The organism is Actinomyces sp. ZJ308 (assembly GCF_011752065.1).
In the GTDB taxonomy this organism is placed as follows: Bacteria; Actinomycetota; Actinomycetes; order Actinomycetales; family Actinomycetaceae; genus Actinomyces.
The window spans coordinates 1-21003 of sequence record NZ_JAAIJY010000040.1; the positions used below are offsets into that span (position 1 = coordinate 1).

Sequence of the window (21003 nt, forward strand, 5' to 3'; positions counted from 1 at the left end):
TGTTGCGGGTGATGAGCGAGCCCGCCCCGAACTCAGTGATCTCCCGCTCACAGAAACCACTGACCCGCCCGAAGACCTCCCCGCGCAGGTCACGGCCCATGCTCATCGCCGCCCGCGCCGCCAGATAGGTGGCAACTACTGTGCACAGGCCCTGGCCGATGCTCACCGCCAGCATGAACGCGCCCGTGCGCCAGATGTAGCCGGTGTCCCCGGTGGCCACACCCTTGTCGATGATGTCGGCGTTGAGGGTGGGAAGGTATAGGGAGGCCATCACCTGAACAAACTGAAGCACCAGAACACACACCAACAAACCCACATACGGGCGCAGGTGCTTGCGCAGTAGTCGAACGAGCATGTTGGGAACATAACAGCCTCACGCAGCGTGAGGGCCAGCGAGCGGCGCCGAAGTGATAAGTGGGGCGCTGGTGGGTGTTCCTGGGAGGCCGGGCTGACCGTTTCGGACGACTTTGCCGCCGCTCCCGCAAAGCGCGATTCGCAAAATGGCAGGTCAGAGCTTAGTTACTTTTGGATACTGGGCTGAGGGGAGCGTCAAAGTCGTCCATTCCGGACAGTTTGCGGCGGATCTGCTGCCGGAATCGTCTCGTCACTCCTGGGGCGCCACATCGAGCAGGAGCCGCAGCAGGACGGCGGCCCCGGCCTTGTCCAGGGGCTCGTTGTTGTTACCGCACTTGGGTGACTGCACGCAGGAGGGGCAGCCGCCGGCGCACCCGCAGCCCTCGATGACGGCGAGCGTGGCCACCAGCCACTCGCGTCCCGCCCGGTAGCCGCGCTCGGCGAAGCCCGCCCCGCCGGCGTGCCCGTCGTGGACGAACACGGTAGGCGCACCGGTCTGCGGGTGCAGTGCCGTCGAGAGCCCGCCGATGTCCCAGCGGTCGCAGGTCGCCAGCAGCGGCAGCATCCCGATGCTCGCATGCTCGGCCGCGTGCAGGGCGCCGGGCAGGGCGGCGACCTCCAGGCCCGCCGCCTCGCAGGTCTCCGGCGGGATCGTCCACCACACGGCGGCCGTGGGCAGCACGTGCTCGTCCATCTCCAGGGCGTGCTGCGAGACGACCTCCCCGCCGGGCAGCGTCATCCTCTGGTAGCCGGTCACCTGGCTGGTGACCTCCACCGATCCGAAGGACCAGGTGATCGCCGGCGTGACCGGGGTCTCCCGCCCGCCGGTGGGACTCGGTGAGATCGGTCCGTCACCGGCCGGGCCAGATCCGGTGTCCGATTCGGCGTCGGAGGCTCCGAGCGCATCACCGGTGTCCGGTGACGGCTCAAGGTCGCCATCATCCCGAGCCCCGGGCTGCCCCGACGCGCCCCAGACCTGCTGCTCGCGCTCGGCGATGATGCGCACGCTCGAGCGCGACCGGGCCCGCGTGCGGTATCCGACCGCCGCCTTCTGCCGCACGAGCGCGACGTCGTCGGACAGCTCCTCGACGACGTAGACGCGCCCCTGGTGGACGTAGACGGCGCCCTCGTGGACGGTGGAGTCGGCGGCCGCGCCGTCGACCGTGCCGATGACGACGCCGGTGTCGGCCTCCACCACCGCCACCTCGGGCGGCCCGTCGCCGCGCAGGGAGGTCAGGTCCTGGGGTCGCCCGGGCAGGTTGACGTTCCAGAACCAGCCCGTGGGCCGACGTCGTAGCGCGCCCCGGCTCTCCAGCTCTCGCAGCAGGGTGTCGTCGGGCAGGCCGAACAGCGCCAGGTCCGAGGGTTTCAGCGGCGCCTCGGAGGCGGCGGCGCACAGGTGTGGTGCGAGCACGTAGGGGTTGGCCGGGTCGAAGACCGTGGCCTCGGGGGCGGCGAACACCGCCTCGGGGTGGTGCACCAGGTAGGCGTCCAGCGGGTTGTCGGAGGCGATGAGGACGGCGAGCCCGCGGCTGCCGGCGCGCCCGGCGCGGCCCGCCTGCTGCCCGAGCGAGACGCGGGTGCCCGGCCAGCCGGCGATGAGGACCGCGTCCAGGCCGGTGACGTCGATGCCCAGCTCCAGGGCGTTGGTGGTGGCCAGGGCGCGCAGCCGCCCCGAGCGCAGGTCGGCCTCCAGGGCGCGGCGCTCCTCGGGCAGGTAGCCGCCGCGGTAGGCCGAGACCGTGTCGATGAGCTCGGGCAGCGAGAGCCCCAGGGTGTGGCGGGCCCGCTCGGCCACGACCTCCGCCGAGCGGCGCGAGCGCACGAATACCAGCGCCCGAGCGCCCACGCTGAGCAGGTCCACGAGCAGCTCGGCGGCCTCGACGACGGCGCTGCGCCGCGCCGAGGGGTCCTCACCCGGGTCCGCCGAGTCCGGCTCGGCCTCGCCTGGCCGAATGACGGCGTCCGCCGCCTGAGCCCGGTTCTCGGCGCCGGAGGCTCCGGCCTGTCCTCGGTCCTGCGGTAGGACCCCTGAGCCCGTCGCGCGCTGCGGGGCCGACGCGGCGCCGGCGTGATCGGCCTGGGATGGTTCGAGGTCGGGCGCCGGCAGCGCCCAGGGGTCGCGCAGGGCCGGCTGCCACAGGGCCAGGGTGCGCTCACCGGTGGGGGCGCCGTCGTCGGTGACGGCCACGACGTCGTCGGGCTCGGCCCCGATGAGGCGGGCCGTGGTGAGGGCGGGTTCGGCCGTGGTGGCCGAGGCGCACAGGATGACCGGCTGCGGGCCGCGCGGGCGCAGGCGCGCCACGAGCCGCAGGAGGCGGCGCAGCACGAGGGCGACGTGCGCCCCCAGGATCCCGCGGTAGGCGTGGCACTCGTCGATGACGATGTAGCGCAGTCCCCGCAGGAAGCGGGTCCAGCGCTCGTGGCCCGGAAGCAGCGAGAAGTGGAGGAAGTCGGGGTTGGTCAGCACGACGTCGGCATGGGCGCGCACCCAGTCGCGCTCGGGCAGGGGTGTGTCCCCGTCGCAGGTGCCGGCGCGCACCGTGCGCAGGGAGCCGGCGGGTACGCCGGCCTCGCGCTGGAGGGCCTCGAGCTCGCCGACGAGCCGGTCGAGGGCGGCGGCCTGGTCGGCGGCGAGCGCCTTGGTGGGGGAGAGGTAGAGGGCGGTGGGGCGGCGGCCGTGGGTGGAGATCCGCGTGTCGGCGCCGGGGGCCTGGGCGGCAAGGACGTCGGAGAGCGCCGGCAGCCAGGCGGCCAGGGACTTGCCCGAGCCGGTGCCGGTGGCCAGGACCGTGTGGCGGCCGGCGTGGGCGGACTGAGCGGCGGTGACCTGGTGCGTCCAGGGGCGTTCGACGCCGATGCGGCGGTAGGCCGACACGAGGTCGGCATCCGCCCAGCTGGGCCAGTCGCCGTGGTGGCCGGGGTGGGCCGGGGTGCGCTGGAGGTGGACGAGCCGGCCGTCGCGCCCGCCGATGGACTCCAGGAGCCCGGTGAGGTCGCGTCTGGTCCCGTCTGCCATGGGGGACAGTGTGCACCACCGTGCGCCACCGGTGTCGGTCTCGCCCCGACCCTGAGCCTGCGCCCCATTGCCCGCGCCGCCCGCCCTGCCACCTCCCAACGTCGCGGTCGTACCCTGTGTCTCGCGTTCGAGGGGTAGAGGGTACGACCGCGCGACCTACCCTACGAACGCGCGCGGTTGACCTTCCGCGAGATGCCCGCGCCGGGGCTGCGCCCTGAGCCCTCGGTGTCACGAATGGCGACTTTTCGGGCGGCTGCAGGCCGGCGCATCCACGCCAGCATGGCCCTGACCTGCGTGTATGTGCGAGTGAGCGGCAACGAACGTGCGATGCTGCACCTAAAAGTCTCCAATAGTGACACCGGAGGCGCGGGATGCCACCTTCTCGCGTTCTCATGACCCAGGTCGGCCCTCCTGGCCTCCCCCAGCCGGGGGAGGCGGGCGGCGGAGCGCCCTCAGTAGGGTTCGGCCCATGACCGACGGCCCCATCGCCCCGGGCGCGCACGCCCGCAGGGTGCAGCTCCTCGTGTGGGGCGGTACCGCCTCGATCGCCGTGGCGCAGACGCTCGCCTCTCTTCCTTCCTACCTCAGGGTCGAAGGTCGCGCCGGGGTGGTGATGTCCAGCTGGCAGGCGTTGTACGGCGGACACGTGCTCATCTCCGTGGTCTGCCTTCTTCTCCTGATCCCGGTCCTCAGACGACCACATCCACTGCTGCCCGTCCTCATCGTCTTTCTGGGGAGCATCCCCGCGTGGATGCAAATCGCCACCTACGTCGCGGCCACGGTTCTCGGTATGCGCAAGGGCGTGCGAGCGATACCGGTGGTCCTGGTCTCGATGATCGTGGGGATGACCATGTCTCCGATCCTGATACCGGAGTTCGAAGGTCTGTGGACGGTGGTTCAGGGCATCTTCATCAACGCCCCGATGTTCGTCGTCTGCGTCATGCTCGGCGCCAACCTGCAGGCCCGTGAGGAGCTGCTGCGCTCGGCCTCCCGCGAGGCCCGTCTCATCCGCACCACGCAGGAGGCGCGCATCGCCCAGAGCCGCGCCGAGGAGCGCGCCCGCATCTCCCGCGAGATGCACGACTCGCTCGCCCACCGCCTCTCCCTGGTCTCCCTCCACGCCGGCGCGCTCCAGACCCGCACCGACCTGGAGGAGGGAGCCGTCCGCAGGATCGCCGGCAGCATCCACGCCCTGGCGGCCGACGCCGGGCGAGAGCTGCGCCAGATCCTCGCCGTCCTGCACGACGACGGTTCCGCCGACGGCGCCAGCGCCACCTGGTCCGACGTCGAGGATGTCCTGGCCTGGGAGCGGGAGGCGGGCCAGGAGATCGACCTGCACCTGGCCGGGCCCTGGGCCAAGGCCTTCGACGTCGCAGGCGCCCGCAGCCGGCACGCGGTCCTGCGCACCGTCGAGGAGCTGCTCACCAACGCCCGCCGCCACGGGGCCGGCGGCGTCGTGAGCCTCGACTGCGAGGTCGAGGTCTCCGGCGGCGCCGAAGGTGCCGGGAGCCCCGCTGCCGGTGTGGCCGCCGAGGCTCCCGGTGCGGCCACCCTCGTCGTGCGGTGCGTCAACAGCTGCCCGTCCACTCCCAGGCCGACGGCGCCCGGAGGCGGCCTCGGCCTGGAGGGCCTGCGCGAGCGGCTGCGGCTCCTCGGAGGCGAGCTGCACGTCTCGCAGCGCGCAGGGCAGTTCGTCGTCATGGCCGCCGTCCCGGCCCGTTCCGATCTACAGTAGGCATCCCGGGTAGTTGAAGAAGAAAAGGAATCGGCATGGACTCACCGCAGCGTCGTGTACGCGTTGTCATCGTTGACGATGACGCCCTCGTGCGCGCCGCCCTGCGCCTCATCCTCGAGAGCGACCCCGGCGTCACGGTGCTCGGTGAGGGCGCGGACGGGCGCAGCGGCTACGACGCGGCGCGCAGCCTGCGCCCCGACGTCGTCCTCATGGACCTCCACATGCCCGGCACTGACGGCGTCTGGGCCACCGCGCAGATCACTGCCGACTGTCCCGACACCAGGGTCCTCGTGCTGACCGCCTTCGACACCGACGCGATGGTCGCCGCGGCCCTGCGCGCCGGCGCGACCGGATTCCTTCTCAAGGACAGTGCCCCGGAGGTCATCTTCCGCTCCGTGCACGCCGCCGCCGACGGCCAGCGGGCCTTCTCCGGCTCCGTCCTGGACCGGCTCGTCGAGGCGGCCGTCGAGGCCACCCCGCAGCGGCGCACCTTCCCCGACAGCGTCACCGACCGGGAGCGCCAGGTCGCCCTGCTCGTGGCGCAGGGTCTGGGCAACAGCGAGATCGCCGCGGAGCTCGCCGTCGGCGCCAGCACCGTCAAGACCCACGTCTCAGCTCTGCTGGACAAGTTCGGCGTCACCAACCGGGTCCAGCTGGCCGTTGCCGTGGCCGAGTGCACGGTCGACGACGCCGCTCGCTGATCGGCGGCGCTGACTCGACGGTACTGACTCACGCTGCTCACTCCCGGGCCCAGCAGGTCGGGGCCTCGGGTCCACTCACCGGGAGTGGCCCCAAGGCCCCGAGGCGCGTCGCGCTCGCGACTGTCTATCCGCCTACGCTGTCGCGGCAGCGGGAGCAGCGGAACCGCTGTCGGCACCTGCTGCGCCGCGCAACGCGGCCCGGCGCCGGCTCGCAGCCTGCAGGAGCACGAGCGTCAGCGGCGCCACCGGCACGATCGCGAAGAACACGGTCACCCACACCGCGGTGAGGCTGAGCATCTCGTGAATGAGCAGGACCATCGGTGCGAAGATCGCCACGATGATGAAGGCCGCCAGGGCCCCGACAACCGGCCGCACCCGTCCCGGCACCAGCGCGGTCAGTGCCAGGGCCAGCGTGGCGAGAACCAGGATGTAGGCGGTGCCGGGCACCAGCACCATGAGCGGTACGCAGGCGGCCGCCAGCAGGAGCAGCACCGCGGCGGTGGTCTCCTGCCCGAGTCCCTCCTTCCAGCGCCTCATCACGAAGCGCACCGTCAACCCCGCTCCGACCAGGGCCCCGACGGAGAACATCCACACCAGCAGCGGGTTCGGGCCGAGCCCGCTTACCGGCGCCCACCCCGCCGCCATCGCGCCGAGCTGAAGCAGCCCCGCAGCGGCGGAAGCGAACACGGCCCGCCAGGTCAGACCCCACACGCTCCCCAGGACCCGCTTCCAGCGCAGAGACCTGGCTCGCAGCGCAACGAAGCCGAGCGCACCGACGACGGCCAGGCACCCCAGCCCCGTCCCGACCGCCGCCGGGTATCGCACCGTCATGCCCCGCCACAGCTGGAAGAAGTGGAGGTCGCCGTCGGCCGTCAGCGTGGGGGCCTGGCCGTCGAAGGCCCAGGCGCGGGTGAGGTCGAGGACCTGGTCGCCATAGTGCTGGAGGGTCGAGTGGTTGACGTACTGCGGAGCGTCCGTGGAGTGGTGGTAGTGCTCGGCCTCCCCGATCGCCGCGATGTTAAGCACCGTGAAGCCCTCGGGGATGACGACCGTCATGTCGGTGGCGTTGGGCATGCGCGCATACAGCGAGGGGAAGAGCGAGCTGGTCACGGGCTGCTTGACGTGGTTCAGGAAGTAGCCGGCGACGGCGCTGTTGTTCGGGGAGGTCTCGAACATGAATGCTGGCCCGCTCATACCGCGCGCCTCGAGGTTGAGGATGAGATCGACGTTCTCATAGTCGGCGCGGTGGTGGCGCATCTCGTTGCGGGCGCCGAAGAAGCCGATCTCCTCGCCGTCGGTGATGACGATCTTCAGCGAGTTCTCCGGTTGGCGTCCCTCGGCCTTGAGCGCCCGGAGCGTCTCGACGATGGCGGCTACGCCGTAACCGTCGTCGGCGGCCCCGTGGGAGTCCCCGGCGGTGATGCGCTGCTCGCCGTTTTCGTCCGCCTCGACCGTGGCCGAGTCGTAGTGGGCCATGAGCGCCATAGTGCGCTCGGACTTCCCCGGGATATCGACGACGATCGTCTCGGCCGGCGTGTCCTTGACCACCGCCTGCTGCTCGGCGGAAAGGCTTTCGAAGGACTCCTTGTCCTCCGGGACGCTGAGATCGAACAGCGGGTCGGAGTGCACGTCGGCGGTGTAGCCGAGGTCGGCGAACATGCCGATGACGTCGTCGCGCGCCCGGTCGTGCGCCTCGCGGCGCAGAACACCGTGGGGCTCATCGGCCAGGCGGTTGATCGAGGCCATGGCGCGCTCGGCGGAGAACGCGGTGGGGTCGGCGGTGGTCGGTGCGGGTGAGGGCAGGATGAAGACGCTCAGGCCCGCCACCAGCCCCAGCAGGGCGGCGAGCGGAGCCAGGAGCCTCCTGGCGAGATCGGGTACGGAGAAACGGTGATGGGTCATGGTAATTTCCTGGAAGGTCGGTGCTGATTGGGACATGTGGAAGGTGGAGGACAGTACTGTTCAGCGATCAGCCCTGCGGCGATGACGCGGGCTGCCCGCCGCCGGGTCCATTGCCGTTGTCGCCGCCGGCCGGTTGTGGCTCGGCCGCGCAGGTGGCGCCCTCTGCTGGGACGGTCCCGTTGACGAGGAAGTCGGTCATGGCCGCGGTGGCGCAGGCGTTCCTGCCAAAAGTGATGTGACCGGGACCCTCGACGGTGAGCAGGTGGCCGTTGTCCAGCTGGTCGGTGAGGCTCTGGGCCCAGGGGTAGAGGGTCCGGGAGTCCTTGGTGAGCCCGACGATGAGGATCGGGTTCGAGCCCTCGGCGTGGGTCTCCCGGGGCGGGGTCTGTGCCCGGTGTCCCCAGCCGCGGCAGTAGGCCTCCAGGCCATTCGAGGTACCGCCGAAGAAGGGGGAGGCCTTCTTCTCGGCGGCCGACTGCGCGTCCCAGTTGGCGACGGTCTCGGCCGTATCCGGGTAGTCGTTGCAGATGACAGCGGCTGCCATGAACAGATTGTTGGCCCTGCTGACGGCCTGCTCAGCGGTCGTCGGCAGCTGGGGCGCGAGCGCGCTCTGCTTAGCCTTCACCATGAGGGCGCCATCGTGGTTGCTCATCGCCGGGGTGAGCATGGCGGTCAGTTCCTCCCAGTCCGGTTTCTCAATGGCGTAGTCCCGGACGATGGTGGTGGCCTCCTGCGCGTTGACGGTGACATTGGAGCCCGGGGCGGTGAGGGGATCCTGGTCCAGGCCGTCCACGAAGGCCGTCAGCTGGGCGATCGCCTCGTCCGTGGAGCCACTCAGAGGACAGCTGCCTTGAGCCTGGCAGTGCTCGACGTACTGGCGCAGAACGCCTTCCTTGAATGCCGTCATCTCGGCCACCCCGTCGGCCCAGTGCCGCGACGGGTCCATGGCCCCGTCCAGGACGGTGCGTCCGACGCGGCCTGGGAAGAGGTCGGCGTAGATGGCTCCGATGTAGGTTCCGTAGGAGGTGCCCAGGTAGTTCAGTTTCGTGTTGCCGTTTGTGGCGCGCAGGACGTCCAGGTCGCGGGCGACATTGCGGGTGCCGACATGGTCGAGCAGCTCGGGAACCTCCGAGTGTTGAGTGCAGGCGGCGGCATCGGCCGCGCCCAGGTTGATTTTCTCCTGTGCTGAGACGTATGTGGAGGAGGCCGTGTCGATAGACGCGAGGTCTGAGAGCTTGCCGTTCTGGGCGTCGGTGAGCGCCTGGTTGATCTCGTCGTCGGTCCAGCAGGTGATCGGGGTGGACTGTCCTATGCCGCGCGGATCAAAGCCGACGACGTCGTAGCTGGCCCGGAGCTCCTTGGGCAGGGCAGTGGCCAGGGTCTCCAGTGTCAGGATACCGCTGGCGCCGGGGCCGCCCGGATTGATGAACAGGGAGCCGTTCTCGGCATCACCGTCGGAGGCGGGAAGCTTCTTCAAGGCGATCGTGATGGTCCGGCCGCCGGGGTTGTCATAGTCCAGAGGGACGGTGACGGTCCCGCACTGGAAGGGCGAGGTGCCGTCCGAGCAGTCCTGCCAGTCGATGCCCTGGTTGTAGAGATTCTCCAGACCCTGGGGAACGTCGCTCTGGGAGGAACCGGCTGAATTGCTAGTGGAATCGCCAGTGGAGGAGCCTCCGGCCTGGGGGTCGGTCTGGCCGGAGGGGGTGGGCGCAGACGTGGGTGCCGCTGCGCCGGGAGCCGTTGAGGCCAGTGGCTGGCATGCGGCCAGTGCCGCTGACAGTGTCAGTACCGCCAGGGCGGCGCCCGTCCTCCGTGCGGTGAGGGGTGTCGGTCTCATGGGTTTGTGCTCCTTATGGTGTCGGGGTTGCCTTCGGTTTCTGCGTGCTGACGGCAGCTGTCGGGGGCGCCTCCTGTCTGGTTCGTGCCTGTGAATGGGGCTCTGTCCGGGTTTGGCTCCCGCGCCCGGACCTCTGCGACGCTAAAGGTGGGGTGGTGCCGGTTTCGTCGGCCGTCGGGGCGGATTCGGCTGGTCTGTCGGAGGAGACGGACGACGTTGTCCTCCCCCAGGTGGTCGCCGCGTTTGTACCTTCCGGCTCAGGGTCGTTGGGTAAGGACCCGCGAAGGTGCGCTGCAGGGTACGAACGCGGCGCCAGGCGGGCCGGCTCAGGCCTTGGGCCAGGCGACGGCCAGGCAGGCGGCGACGAAGGCGAGAGTCAGCCCCACCTGCATCCAGCCGAGCCATGCCCGGCGCCTGGGCAGGGTGGGCAGCTCCGGCCACAGCGTGATGCCCCGGACGATGCCGTACATGCCGGGCAGCGCCGCCACCCCCAGGATCCAGGTGGGCAGGTACACCCACGGCCCGCTGGCGGCGGCCGCCATGAGGCAGGCGATGATCGAGGCCGCGCGGCAGGCCACCGCCATACGGCTGGGTGCACTCGCGGCACGGGCGGCGGTGTACAGGCCCATGACCAGGGCCAGGATGCTGAAGGCTCCGAGGAGCATGCCCTGGGGCAGCATCTCGGCCGAGATCGGCATGCGCGCCGTCGAGGCCTTCTGACCGTCGGTCAGGAGCGCCGCGGCGAGGGCGGAGGCGGTCCCGTCCGTGTTCTGGTCGGTGTAGACCATGACGGCTTTGCCCGACCCCTTGTCGATGGCCAGGTGCGTCATGTACTCCATCGTGGTGCCGCCGTGGTTGATGATCGTGTGCCCGTCGACGACGTCGGTGTACCAGGTGTACCCGACCTTTTCTCCCGGCAGCTTGATTCCGGCCATGACCTCGGCGGGCCACCGCGGCTCCTGGGGGCTGGTGCCGCCGGGGACGGTGTCGGCCAGGACCGCCTGGGCGTAGCGGGTCATGTCCTCCGGGGTACTCCACACGCCGGCGCCGGCTGGGTTGGTGCCTGATCCGCTGAGGGACTGGCCGCGGCGCCCGTTGGCCTGGACACCGTGAATGGCGCCGTCGGGGATGTCCGACTGACCGGCGGTGAGGGTCGTGTGCTCCATGCCCAGGGGCGTGAAGAGCCGCTCCGTGATGTAGGACTTCCAGGACTCGGCACCGGCGGCGCGGGTGAGGGCCTCGCCCAGCAGCGAGATGCCCAAGTTGGAGTAGGCGAACTCGCCTCGTGCGCTCATCTCGGTGGTTCGGGCCTTGTCGATGAGCCGGTCGATGCTGTCGGTGAAGGGATTGAGACCCAGGATGTTGCCTTGCAGCATCCACATGCTCTCATCCTGTGTGGGGATGCTCGGGATGCCGGAGCGGTGCGAGGCGACCTCCTCCAGGGTGGCCTCGCCGGCCGGGGTGCCGGCGAGCTCGGGCAGGTGGGTGGACAGCGGGTCGCTGGCCTTGACCTCGCCGCGTGCGATGGCGTCGGCCAGGAGCTGGCCGGTGAAGGTCTTGGTGATCGAACCGATCTCCATGGGGGTGGTGGACGTGTACTGCTGGCCGGAGGCGGCCGTGCCGATGCCGGTGTGGCGGACGGAGTCGGCCGTGATGACGGAGACGTGAATGCCTTGGGCCTGGTAGTCGTCAGGCAGGAGGCCGATGACCTGCTTGGCCAGGTCCTTGTCGCCGGTGATGGCGGAGGTGTCCGCCTTCGGCGTGTGCGGCCCTGCGGCGAAGACCACCAGGGCCAGACAGGCCGCCAGGACCGCGCAGGCCCAACGGGGGAGCAGGCCACTCGGCCGGCTGGGAGAAGCGGGCCTGACCTGCGGTAACGGCGGGTCGGAACGGGGGACGGGAGAGGTTGAGGTGCTCATGGAACCAGGCTGTCCCGACGCCCTCGCCGGAACGATCCAGCCAGCCGGTCGACCCATGTCGGGCCAGCCCGACAAAAGAATGTCGGCGCTCCGTCCGATCAGCATGCCGATCTGCGAGGTGAGAGTGTGCGGGATCGGCGGTCAGCTGTTCTGCTTGGCTTGGCGCGCCGGATACGTCACGTTCCCACAGCTGCGGATCGAGAGTGGTCTGCAGTGGAGGCGTGGCTCAGGCCTCGTCATGCAAGCTCGATGCAAGGGACGCAGCGCAGGGCGAGCAGATCCTCGCCCGCAGCGATCCACTCGGCCGCCATCTCGATGAGGTTGTCTGCGTCCAACCATGTCAAACCGAGTTGAGGCAGATCTTGGTGCAGCTTGTCTCCCAGGCCTGACCGCGGGTCGTGAGTATAGCGATGTCTGCGTGTGCGAGGCCCGACAAGAGTCCTGTTGCGGTTCTGTTCGATGCTGCGATGATGCCGATCGCACCTCGCCTCACGGTACTGGTGCGGGATCTGGGGCAATAGCAGGTTGAGGTTGCCTATGAAAGGTGGGTTCCCGCTTGGTGGCCGATGATGGGCTCGTCTTGTATCGCATGGCGCGATCCTCGCGCTCTCGTTGGCAGCGGAAGCCTTGAGGTCGTCGGTCGGCCCCGGCGGTGTCGCACGGTTCGGTAGGTCATTGCCTCCGCCAGGGTGGCCTCAGCCTTCGCCAACGCCTTGAACGAGGCTGTGGCGTTGCCGGGAACTGGGTGTGGAGAGTCCGGCACCTCTCCTTGGCGGCTTGACGAAGAGACTTACCATGGTGACAAGTCAGCGGATGAGAGGGGATACCATGGCCGTCACCGTTGCTGTGAGACCTCCCGTCCTCGAATGGGCGCAGCGTCGCAGCGGTCGCGCGGACGACGACATGCGATCTAAGTTTGCAAACTGGGATCAGTGGCTGTCGGAGGAACGGCAACCGAGGTTAGCTGAGGTCGAGGCTGTTGCCCAGTTCACCCACGTCCCTGTTGGTTATCTGTTTTTGTCTGAGCCTCCTCGAGAGGAGCTACCGATCCCCGATTTTCGGACGGGCCGGGGTGAGACTGGGGCGCCAACGGATGACCTTCTCGAGACGATCTATCTCAATCAACGTCGCCAGAAATGGTATGAAGACTATCTTGCCGAGCTCGGTGATGCTGAACCGTTGACGTTCGTTGGTTCTGCTCGACATGCTTCTGTAGAGAATGCTGCCGCAGGTATACGTCAGTCTTTGGGGTATGAGGTCGAATCTCGTCAACATATGAGAACTCTCGATGAGGTTAGAAATCATCTCATCAATTCCTTTGAGGGGCTTGGTGGTTTGGTGGTTATTAACTCTATGGTCGAGAACAATAGTCACCGCATGTTAGACCTCGACGAGTTTCGCGGGTTTACTCTGCAGTCCCCTGTTGCCCCGCTCGTCTTTGTTAATGCGCGCGACACTAAGCGAGGGCAAGTATTCTCTCTTCTTCATGAGTTCGCACACGTATGGCGTGGTGAATTTGGTGTCAGCGCGGGTGGGGCGGTGCTGCAAGATAGTGGAAATCATGTTGAGCGATGGTGTAATGCGGTGGCTGCTGAGGTTGCGGTGCCGGCCGATGATCTCCGCATCCAGTTCAACGTCACGGCTGCCCTGACGCAAGAACTCGATCGCTTGTCCGAACGTTATAAGTGCTCCACTCTCGTGATTCTGATCAAGCTGCGCGACTTGATGATTCTGGATCGTAAGGTCTTTCAGAAGACCTATGAAGATGAAGTCGAGCGGTTGTTGGGGCTTGCGGAGAAGGTGCCGCGTGGCAAGGGTGGGGACTTCTATGGGAATCAGTCGTTTCGGGTAGGGCGAACACTGAGTCGGGCGATCGTTCGGGATGCCCTTCGCGGTGCTACGTCTATGACCGAGGCGCTGCGTCTGATGTCATTTAAGAGTGTGTCGGTGTTTGATCGATACGCTGACCGCCTCCGAGAGGCTGGATGATGTTGTTTCTGTTGGACTCGAACGTCTTCATAAACGCCTCTCGATTATATTACCATCCAGATATAGCTCCTACTTTCTGGACATGGCTGGCTGATCAGAATCGAATGGGGCGTATCGCGTCGGTAGCTCGCGTTAAAGCTGAGATCGATGACGGCAGGTATGGGTACCTCAAGAAGTGGTCATCGGATTTGCCGGACAGTTTCTGGCTGCGGCCAGGGGGAAACGCAGTGAATTCGATGACTTGGCTCGCCGACTGGGTGATGCACCCGAACCGACCGTATTGGGATTCTGCTCGAGCTGAATTCCTGAACGTGGCTGACTACTATCTTGTGGCGCAAGCACACAGCGCCAATGCTTCTGTGGTAACTTTCGAGTTGCCTGCACCCAACTCAAGAAAGCGTGTGCTCATCCCGGATGCATGTGACGCTATGGGGGTCGATTATGTTGAGCCGTTCGAGGTCTATCGCCAGCTCGGTTTGCGATTCTTGTAATTGAATTCTGTGACGATATTGGTTTCTCGCTTTGTTTCCTTCACGTCTTCCAAGGATTGAGAATCTCGATGTCCGCCCCGGTGAAGTCTTTGACGTTGCGTGTTGCCAGGGCGTAGCCCCGTGAGTGTGCGATCGCGGCGATGAGGGAGTCCATGACCGGAAGAGGTCGTCCCTCGGCTCTCGCCCTTGTCTGAATGAGCGCCCATGAGCGCGCTGCCGGTGAGTCGAAGGGCAGGATTCTGTCCGCAAAGGCGGGCAGTACGGTGCCTTCGATGCGCTCGTTGAGAACGGTTTGGCGCCGTCCCGGTGTCAGGACGGCAATTCCTGCTCGAAGCTCCGCCACCGTAAGGGTCGTGATGAACAACGTGTCGGGGTGCTGCTTATCGAGCCACTGCGCCACAGCGGCGTCAGGGCTGGGGCGCAGTGGCTCAGAAATGACGTTCGTGTCGAGAATGATCATGACAGATCGATTGGCTCGTAAGGGGAGTGGTCACGTGCGGGAGCGAGGTCCACGCCTCCAGCCTCGTCTCTGATTGATGTGAGCAGCGAGCCCAGGCGCGGCCCGGAGTCCTCGGAGACCGCGTCACCAAGGATCTGGCGGATCTCAGCCTCGGTGCTGCGCCCGTGCAGCCGGGCTTGGGCCTTGAGCGCTCGATGCGTCGCCTCTGGAAGGTTGCGGATAACCACGCTGGACATCAACTCTCCTTTGATATCAACTTGTCGATGATGATATCACTCCGCGGAAGAAGCGTCCGTCGTGGCCTGACGCGGCCTGACGCGGTCTGCGTTTGGTTTGGTTCCGCTGGTCGTTCGGGGCGGCTTCCCGGCTCTCGCGGAGAGCTGCGCTCCGCATCTCGGTCAACACGCCGGGCGAGAGTGATCTGGGCCTCATGTGGAGGTCTGCTGGTCCGACCTTCGTGCTCTCGCGTTTCCGCGGGATCGCGCGGGAAGCCTCTTCCTATCAGGACGAAAGTCCTCGCCTCTATCGCAAGATGTTGTGGTTCAGATACAATAGAGGCACAAGATGATGTGTCGCACCGCTGTGATTTGGGAGTATGGTCGGCACCGGTGCCACCGACCGGCTGGCTTCCGGCAGGCAGTGCGGAGCCAGTGCTGAGTCACTGACGGCACCCAGCAGGAGCGGCCCTCATCGACGCTCGACAAGGCCGTGAACAGGAACGAGAAGGACCTACGGAGAGACCCGTGCTCGAGAAGAACCTTGCCTCCACCACCCCCGGCGCCGACGGCTCGACGCAGCCCGCCGTCGACACCTCTGCCGACGCCCTCGCCGGCGTCCCCGGCAGTGCCGTGACGGACGCCCCGGCGTCGGCCGACTCCGCCGTCTCCCGCGGCGAGCGCCCCACCGTGGACGCCGTCGCCACCATCACCGAGTACCTGGACCGCTCCGACTGGCGCGTCAACGCCAACGCCAACCAGGGATACTCGCTGGGCGGGATGATGCTCAACACCTCCGGCAAGGTCGTCGCCAACTACTGGCTCAGCCAGGTCTACCCGGCCGTCGCCGGCCAGGCCCACCGCGAGGCGGACCTCCACATCCACGACCTGGACATGTTCGCCGGCTACTGCGCCGGCTGGTCGCTCAAGGACCTCCTTCAGCAGGGCTTCAACGGCGTCCCCGGCGCCATCGCCGCCGGCCCCGCCAAGCACTTCTCCTCCGCCGTCGGGCAGATCGTCAACTTCCTGGGCACCCTCCAGAACGAGTGGGCCGGCGCCCAGGCCTTCTCCTCCTTCGACACCTACATGGCCCCCTTCATCCGCCTGGACGGCATGACCTACGAGCAGGTCAAGCAGTGCATGCAGGAGCTCATCTTCAACCTCAACGTGCCCTCCCGCTGGGGCACCCAGACGCCCTTCACCAACCTCACCTTCGACTGGACCTGCCCCGCGGACCTCGCCGACGAGCACCCCCTCATCGGCGACGACGTCTGCGACTTCGCCTACGGCGACCTCCAGGCGGAGATGGACCTCATCAACCGCGCCTTCATGGAGGTCATGACCGAGGGCGACGCCGAGGGGCGCGTCTTCACCTTCCCCATCCCCACCTACAACATCACCCGGGACTTCGACTGGGACGCCCCCAACACCGAGCTCCTGTTCACCATGACCGCGAAGTACGGCCTGCCCTACTTCCAGAACTTCATCAACTCCGAGCTCGACCCCGGCATGATCCGCTCCATGTGCTGCCGCCTCCAGCTCGACCTGCGCGAGCTGCTCAAGCGCGGCAACGGCCTGTTCGGCTCGGCCGAGCAGACCGGGTCCGTCGGCGTGGTCACCATCAACATGGCCCGGCTCGGCTACCTCCACGCCGACGACGAGGCCGCCCTGACCGCCCGGCTCGACGAGCTGCTCGAGATCGGCCGCGACACCCTGGAGCTCAAGCGCACCGTCATCCAGCACCACATCGACGCCGGCCTGTTCCCCTTCACCAAGCGCTACCTGGGCACCCTGGACAACCACTTCTCCACCCTGGGCGTCAACGGCATGAACGAGATGGTCCGCAACTTCACCCACGACGCCTACGACCTGACCGACCCGCGCGGCCACGCCATGTGCGTGCGCCTCCTGGACCACGTGCGGGACAGGATGGTCGAGTTCCAGGAGGCCACCGGCCACCTCTACAACCTCGAGGCCACCCCGGCCGAGGGCACCACCTACCGCTTCGCCAAGGAGGACCGCAAGCGCTACCCCGGCATCCTCCAGGCCGGTACGGACGCCAACCCCTACTACACGAACTCCTCCCAGGTCCCCGTGGGCTACACTGACGACCCCTTCGAGGCCCAGGAGATGCAGGAGGAGCTCCAGACCAAGTACACCGGCGGCACCGTCCTGCACCTGTACATGAACGAGCGGATCTCCTCGGCCGCCGCCTGCAAGGAGCTCGTGCGCCGCTCCCTGACCGCCTTCCGCACGCCCTACATCACCATCACGCCGACCTTCTCCATCTGCCCCGTTCACGGCTACCTGGCCGGCGAGCACCTGACCTGCTCCAAGTGCGCCGAGCTCCACCCGGGCGCCGAGCCGGTCGAGTGCGAGGTGTGGACCCGCGTCATGGGCTACTTCCGGCCGGTGCGCTCGTTCAACATCGGCAAGAAGGGCGAGTACGCCGAGCGGCAGATGTTCACCGAGGTCGCCGCCGGCGGCCACGGCCCGGCCGTCTCGCGCCTGAGCGCGGTCAGCGCCTGAGACCCCCAACTGAGCAGAAGGAGGGGATAGGTGGCAGGCTGGAACGTTGACTTCACTCCTCGCGCCGAGAAGGCGCTGCGCCAGCTCGATCGCAAGATCCGGGAGCGGGTGGTCGGCAAGTTGCGGGAGGTCCAGGGGGCTGACGATCCACGGGACTTCCTGAAGCCGATGACGGGACCGCTCGCGGGGATGTTCCGGCTCCGGGTCGGGGACTACCGAGTGATTATCGACATTCAGGATGAGCGTTGCGTGATCCTCGCTATCGATATCGACCATCGCTCCACTGTCTACGTCCGGTGATATTTCCGGGCTTGCTTGCAAGTCGGCCGTGAGGTGCTCCGGCGCCTCCGTGTAGAGGGGCGTTCCTGGAATCCGTGCCATATGCGTTGGGGTTGTGGTGTGGCTGGTTGGCGCCTATGCTGTAAACATGTCTACAGCAGTTCTGAGCGTACGGCTTCCAGAGGAGCTCAAGAGCCGGCTCGATGACTTGGGGAACCGGACCGGTCGTTCGGCAACGTTCTATGTGCGTGAGGCTGTCGAGTCCTACATCGATGACTTGGAATATGCGTATGAGCTGAAGGCGGAAGCGGAGGCGGCGCGGCGTGGTGAGATCAAGACTCGCCGCCTCGACGAGGTCGCGGCGGCCCTCGGTCTCGATGCCTGAGACTGAGGCAGCGAGAGTCCGGTCGACCGGCCCTGCTGATGCTCTGGTGATCGCCGGGCTCGTCCCGATGAGCACGGTCGACTGGCCCGACCACCTGGTCGCCACCGTCTTCATGCAGGGCTGCCCCTGGAACTGCTTCTACTGCCACAACCAGGCCCTCATCCCCGCCCGCACGCCCGGCCAGGTGGCATGGGAGGAGGTGCGCGCCCTGCTGCGCCGCCGGCGGGGGCTGCTCGACGGCGTCGTGCTCACCGGCGGTGAGGCGCTGCGCCAGGACGCCCTGGCCGACGCCGCCCGAGAGGTCATCGACATGGGCTTCCAGGTGGGGCTGCACACGGCCGGGGCCTACCCGCGGCGACTGCGCGACATGATCGATGCCGGGCTCGTCAGCTGGGTGGGGCTGGACGTCAAGGCCCTGCCCGAGCACTACGGGCAGGTGGTCGGCCGGGCGAACGCGGCCACGAAGGCCTGGGAGAGCCTGGAGGTGCTCATCGAGGCGGCCGGCCATGGCGGGCCGGACTTCGAGGTGCGCACCACCGTGGTGCCCGGAGACGTGACGGCCGACGACGCCGTCGAGGTCGCCCGGCGGGTGCACGCGGCCGGGGCGCGGGTCTACGCCCTCCAGCAGGCTCGCTCGGAGGGGACGACCGGCGAGTTCGACGTCGTGGCGCCCGGCTGGGACTCGGCCTGCGAGCGCATGGCCGCGCGGATCGAGGCCCTGGGCTGGGACCGCTTCACCTACCGCCCGGCGTAGGGCGGGCCTTCCTGGGGAGCGGTGTCCATGGTTGAGGGCTCGGGGCCGCTCCTAGCCTCGGGGTATGAGCTACGACATCCTGATCTTCGAGCCGGACGCCACGACGGACAAGGACTTCCCCCAGTGGTGGAGGCGGGTCTCCCGGTGGGAGGAGCCGCACGACTACGACACCACCGAACGCTCCACCCCGGCGATCAGGTCCTTCTACCGCGACCTCATCCGCAGTTTCCCTCCGATCAACGGCCCCTACGCGCTGGCGGAGGAGGAGCTCGACGCCCGCGAGGCCGAGGGGCTGCCGGTCGCCGACTACACCATCGGCACCGACTTCATCTACGTCAGCGTCAGCTGGTCGGACGCGAACGCCCTGGTCAAGATCGTCGGCCAGATGGCCTGGACGCAGCGGCTCGCGGTCGCCTACGTCAGCGAGGACAGCTCGATCTTCCGGCCGTAGAGCGGGCGCCGAGCCCAGTAGTCGAAGGGCTCCCAGGAGTTGTTCACCTCACAACTAACTGGTTAGGGTGGCTCACGCGTTGGAAGGAGACGTCCGTGAAGTCCACTCGAGCAGTCCAGCTCCTCATGACCGCGGGACTCGCCGTTGCAACGGCCACCGCCTGCCTGCCGATCCAGCCCCAGGGCGGGGCTCCCGGAGCGGCCGCGTCCTCGACCGGCCCCGGCGTCGAGCAGACCTCCCCGAGCGGCTCCGTCGGCGCTACTGCGTCGACGACGTCGGGAGGCGAGGCCTCAGCACCGGCGGCCTCCTCATCAAGCGCGGAGCAGCCGCCCATCGCCGGCCCGTCGACCGGGCCGTCGGCCTCCAGCGCTCCGTCCGACGCCGGTTCGACGACGCCCTCGCAGCCCTCCGGGGGATCCGGTCAGGGGCGCTCCGAGGCCGAGATCAACGGCTGGAACATCGACTACTTCGAGGGCTTCGACGGCTCCTTCGAGGACACGCGCTGGGGTCGCTATGGCGACACACCCATCGACCAGGGAGCCATGGGCATGAGGTTGCAAAGGGACTCCTTCACCCGGGATGGCGAGCTCATCATCCGTACCGAGTACCAGGACGGGCAGTGGAGCGCGGGCGGTGCCTCGAGCGCGGACGCTTTCGCGGCATCTGGCGGCCGTTGGGAGGTGCGCGCCAAGTTCCCCCAGGCCAAGGGGATCGGGTACGCGATGCTGCTGTGGCCGGAGGATGAGGTGTGGCCTCCGGAGGTCGACTTCGCCGAGGGGAGGGTCAACGGTCCCCGGGTGGACGGCACGTACCACTGGGGTGAGCCCGACCCGAGTAAGCACCGGCAGTTGCAGCGGTCGTTTGACAACCCGGACATGAGCGGCTGGCACACCTACGGCGTCATCGTGGAGCAGGACACAATCATCTTCACCTTCGATGGTCAGGAGTGGAACCGGATCACCAGGGAGGAGGTCGGGGAGGACATCACCAGCAAGCGGATGTGGTTCGGCGTCCAGAGCGGGGCGATGGATCCCAACGGCTCCGCGAAGCAGTACGAGACCGTCGACGGCGGCGTCCCCGGTCCGCTCACCCCGGCCGTCTCCGACATCCAGATCGACTACGTCGCCCACTACGTCAAGAGCTGAGGGGGTGGCGTGATTTCTCGCCGTCTGAAGGAGCTTCGCTCAAGAGTAGTACATGTAGAACTTTCGGCGTAGGCATGATGTCATGAGTGCAGCCGGTACCCTCGTTTCTGCGGGTGCGAGGACTGTTGGGCTACGTGAGGTCAACCAGCAGGCCGGGCGGGTCTACCGCGAGGTCGAGTCCAGCGGCGTGCCTGTGACGGTCACCGACCATGGGCGCCCGATCGCCCAGATCGTTCCCATTCGTGACGACGAGTCGTGGTACCAACGCATGGTCCGGGAAGGCAAGGTCAGCCCGGCCAGACGTGAGTGGGTCCTGCCCGCCAGTGGGTGGGAGGTTCCGGAGGATCTTGACCTTGAGGACGTCCTTCTTGGTGAGCGCCAGGAGGACAGGTGATCTACTGGAGTGCGTGGTGTTTCTCGGACAGGGGGAGTTTTTCTTCCCGTGAGTCGATAGGATGGAGACCATGCCAGCAGCGAAATACTCAGAGGAGTTCAAGGCCCAGGTCGTGCGTGAGGTCATTGAGAAGGACCGCACGATCGCCTCGGTGGCGGCCTCGTATGATCTTGTGGCCCAGACGGTGGGTAACTGGGTCGCAAAGTACAGAAAAGATCATGCTACCGATCAGGACCGCAAAAAGGCCTCCGAGTCAGCCGAGATCGCGAAGCTGAGAGCGGAAAACAGGGAGCTGCGTCAGGAGAACGAGTTCCTGAAAAAAGCGGCGGCCTTCGTGTGTCCTGAACGGAAGGGAGCTGTGGGTGTAGTTCTGTAGCTTCTGGATGGTGTTGCGTAGATGATGAGGGTTGTGGCCCCTCGAAGTCGTTGTGCGGATGATGGCTT

At 67.5% G+C, this 21003-nt stretch carries 19 protein-coding genes; 12 read left to right on the forward strand and 7 right to left on the reverse strand.

Features of this window, described 5'->3' with window-relative positions:
- Together HCR68_RS12815 and HCR68_RS12820 are read right to left on the reverse strand one after the other, a co-directional pair.
- Positions 1 to 355: ABC transporter transmembrane domain-containing protein (locus tag HCR68_RS12815; RefSeq protein ID WP_167150084.1), on the reverse strand; the 355-nt coding region annotated here is incomplete at its 3' end.
- Positions 356 to 604: 249 nt separating this feature from the next.
- A complete protein-coding gene (locus HCR68_RS12820; RefSeq protein WP_167150086.1) occupies positions 605 to 3373 on the reverse strand; it encodes a DEAD/DEAH box helicase in 2769 nt (922 codons plus the stop codon).
- A 469-nt stretch (positions 3374 to 3842) separates the two neighbouring features.
- On the opposite strand from HCR68_RS12820, the gene HCR68_RS12825 reads away from it, so the two are divergent.
- A complete protein-coding gene (locus tag HCR68_RS12825) occupies positions 3843 to 5108 on the forward strand; it encodes a histidine kinase (RefSeq protein WP_167150088.1) in 1266 nt (421 codons plus the stop codon).
- A 35-nt stretch (positions 5109 to 5143) separates the two neighbouring features.
- Positions 5144 to 5809 (forward strand): response regulator transcription factor, encoded by a 666-nt coding sequence (locus tag HCR68_RS12830; RefSeq protein ID WP_167150090.1) that lies wholly within the window; start codon positions 5144 to 5146, stop codon positions 5807 to 5809.
- A 132-nt stretch (positions 5810 to 5941) separates the two neighbouring features.
- Here the strand turns inward: HCR68_RS12830 and HCR68_RS12835 are convergent, their stop codons facing one another.
- The 3 genes from HCR68_RS12835 to HCR68_RS12845 form a co-directional block, all read right to left on the reverse strand.
- Positions 5942 to 7711, reverse strand: a complete 1770-nt coding sequence (locus tag HCR68_RS12835) for a M20/M25/M40 family metallo-hydrolase (protein WP_167150092.1) — start codon at positions 7709 to 7711, stop codon at positions 5942 to 5944.
- Positions 7712 to 7778: 67 nt separating this feature from the next.
- A complete protein-coding gene (locus tag HCR68_RS12840; protein ID WP_167150094.1) occupies positions 7779 to 9548 on the reverse strand; it encodes an alpha/beta hydrolase in 1770 nt (589 codons plus the stop codon).
- Between the two features lie 326 nt (positions 9549 to 9874).
- Positions 9875 to 11467, reverse strand: a complete 1593-nt coding sequence (locus tag HCR68_RS12845; RefSeq protein ID WP_167150096.1) for a serine hydrolase domain-containing protein — start codon at positions 11465 to 11467, stop codon at positions 9875 to 9877.
- An 828-nt stretch (positions 11468 to 12295) separates the two neighbouring features.
- Here HCR68_RS12845 and HCR68_RS12850 point away from each other — a divergent pair.
- Positions 12296 to 13456 carry an ImmA/IrrE family metallo-endopeptidase gene (locus HCR68_RS12850; protein ID WP_243859121.1) on the forward strand — a complete coding sequence of 387 codons (1161 nt, stop codon included), beginning with the start codon at positions 12296 to 12298 and terminating at the stop codon, positions 13454 to 13456.
- Positions 13453 to 13947, forward strand: coding sequence for a DUF4411 family protein (locus HCR68_RS12855; RefSeq protein ID WP_243859122.1), 495 nt, complete (start codon positions 13453 to 13455; stop codon positions 13945 to 13947). Before HCR68_RS12850 ends, HCR68_RS12855 begins: the two co-directional genes overlap by 4 nt.
- A 40-nt stretch (positions 13948 to 13987) precedes the next feature.
- On the opposite strand, the gene HCR68_RS12860 is transcribed toward HCR68_RS12855, so the two are convergent.
- Positions 13988 to 14407 (reverse strand): type II toxin-antitoxin system VapC family toxin, encoded by a 420-nt coding sequence (locus tag HCR68_RS12860; protein WP_167150100.1) that lies wholly within the window; start codon positions 14405 to 14407, stop codon positions 13988 to 13990.
- Positions 14404 to 14643, reverse strand: a complete 240-nt coding sequence (locus HCR68_RS12865; RefSeq protein ID WP_167150102.1) for a plasmid stabilization protein — start codon at positions 14641 to 14643, stop codon at positions 14404 to 14406. The genes HCR68_RS12860 and HCR68_RS12865 overlap by 4 nt, the downstream gene beginning before the upstream one ends.
- Positions 14644 to 15150: 507 nt before the next feature.
- Between HCR68_RS12865 and HCR68_RS12870 the strand changes: the two genes are divergently transcribed.
- From HCR68_RS12870 to HCR68_RS12905, 8 genes are all read left to right on the forward strand, one after another.
- Complete coding sequence (locus tag HCR68_RS12870) at positions 15151 to 17151, forward strand: ribonucleoside triphosphate reductase (RefSeq protein ID WP_167150103.1); 2001 nt, start codon at positions 15151 to 15153, stop codon at positions 17149 to 17151.
- Positions 17152 to 17181: 30 nt separating this feature from the next.
- Positions 17182 to 17451, forward strand: coding sequence for a type II toxin-antitoxin system RelE/ParE family toxin (locus HCR68_RS12875; protein WP_167150105.1), 270 nt, complete (start codon positions 17182 to 17184; stop codon positions 17449 to 17451).
- Between the two features lie 127 nt (positions 17452 to 17578).
- Positions 17579 to 17815 carry a ribbon-helix-helix protein, CopG family gene (locus HCR68_RS12880; protein WP_167150107.1) on the forward strand — a complete coding sequence of 79 codons (237 nt, stop codon included), beginning with the start codon at positions 17579 to 17581 and terminating at the stop codon, positions 17813 to 17815.
- Positions 17808 to 18569 carry an anaerobic ribonucleoside-triphosphate reductase activating protein gene (locus HCR68_RS12885; RefSeq protein ID WP_167150109.1) on the forward strand — a complete coding sequence of 254 codons (762 nt, stop codon included), beginning with the start codon at positions 17808 to 17810 and terminating at the stop codon, positions 18567 to 18569. Before HCR68_RS12880 ends, HCR68_RS12885 begins: the two co-directional genes overlap by 8 nt.
- A gap of 64 nt (positions 18570 to 18633) precedes the next feature.
- The gene (locus HCR68_RS12890; RefSeq protein WP_167150111.1) at positions 18634 to 19020 is read left to right on the forward strand and encodes a hypothetical protein; all 387 of its coding nucleotides are present in this window, start codon (positions 18634 to 18636) and stop codon (positions 19018 to 19020) included.
- Positions 19021 to 19115: 95 nt separating this feature from the next.
- Complete coding sequence (locus tag HCR68_RS12895) at positions 19116 to 20165, forward strand: glycoside hydrolase family 16 protein (RefSeq protein ID WP_167150113.1); 1050 nt, start codon at positions 19116 to 19118, stop codon at positions 20163 to 20165.
- Between the two features lie 82 nt (positions 20166 to 20247).
- Complete coding sequence (locus HCR68_RS12900) at positions 20248 to 20559, forward strand: type II toxin-antitoxin system Phd/YefM family antitoxin (protein WP_167150115.1); 312 nt, start codon at positions 20248 to 20250, stop codon at positions 20557 to 20559.
- A gap of 70 nt (positions 20560 to 20629) precedes the next feature.
- Positions 20630 to 20935: a transposase gene (locus HCR68_RS12905; RefSeq protein WP_167149493.1), complete on the forward strand. Its 306-nt coding sequence runs from the start codon at positions 20630 to 20632 to the stop codon at positions 20933 to 20935.
- The last annotated feature ends 68 nt before the right edge of the window (positions 20936 to 21003 follow it).

Bases quoted from the DNA above. Each gene is read 5' to 3' on its own strand.
- HCR68_RS12820 (WP_167150086.1), bottom strand. From the start codon at position 3,373: ATGGCAGACGGGACCAGACGCGACCTCACCGGGCTCCTGGAGTCCATC.
- HCR68_RS12840 (WP_167150094.1), bottom strand. From the start codon at position 9,548: ATGAGACCGACACCCCTCACCGCACGGAGGACGGGCGCCGCCCTGGCG.
- HCR68_RS12845 (WP_167150096.1), bottom strand. From the start codon at position 11,467: ATGAGCACCTCAACCTCTCCCGTCCCCCGTTCCGACCCGCCGTTACCG.
- HCR68_RS12885 (WP_167150109.1), top strand. From the start codon at position 17,808: ATGCCTGAGACTGAGGCAGCGAGAGTCCGGTCGACCGGCCCTGCTGAT.
- HCR68_RS12865 (WP_167150102.1), bottom strand. From the start codon at position 14,643: ATGTCCAGCGTGGTTATCCGCAACCTTCCAGAGGCGACGCATCGAGCG.
- HCR68_RS12880 (WP_167150107.1), top strand. From the start codon at position 17,579: ATGTCTACAGCAGTTCTGAGCGTACGGCTTCCAGAGGAGCTCAAGAGC.
- HCR68_RS12835 (WP_167150092.1), bottom strand. From the start codon at position 7,711: ATGACCCATCACCGTTTCTCCGTACCCGATCTCGCCAGGAGGCTCCTG.
- HCR68_RS12905 (WP_167149493.1), top strand. From the start codon at position 20,630: ATGCCAGCAGCGAAATACTCAGAGGAGTTCAAGGCCCAGGTCGTGCGT.
- HCR68_RS12850 (WP_243859121.1), top strand. From the start codon at position 12,296: ATGGCCGTCACCGTTGCTGTGAGACCTCCCGTCCTCGAATGGGCGCAG.
- HCR68_RS12855 (WP_243859122.1), top strand. From the start codon at position 13,453: ATGATGTTGTTTCTGTTGGACTCGAACGTCTTCATAAACGCCTCTCGA.
- HCR68_RS12900 (WP_167150115.1), top strand. From the start codon at position 20,248: ATGAGTGCAGCCGGTACCCTCGTTTCTGCGGGTGCGAGGACTGTTGGG.
- HCR68_RS12890 (WP_167150111.1), top strand. From the start codon at position 18,634: ATGAGCTACGACATCCTGATCTTCGAGCCGGACGCCACGACGGACAAG.
- HCR68_RS12825 (WP_167150088.1), top strand. From the start codon at position 3,843: ATGACCGACGGCCCCATCGCCCCGGGCGCGCACGCCCGCAGGGTGCAG.
- HCR68_RS12830 (WP_167150090.1), top strand. From the start codon at position 5,144: ATGGACTCACCGCAGCGTCGTGTACGCGTTGTCATCGTTGACGATGAC.
- HCR68_RS12860 (WP_167150100.1), bottom strand. From the start codon at position 14,407: ATGATCATTCTCGACACGAACGTCATTTCTGAGCCACTGCGCCCCAGC.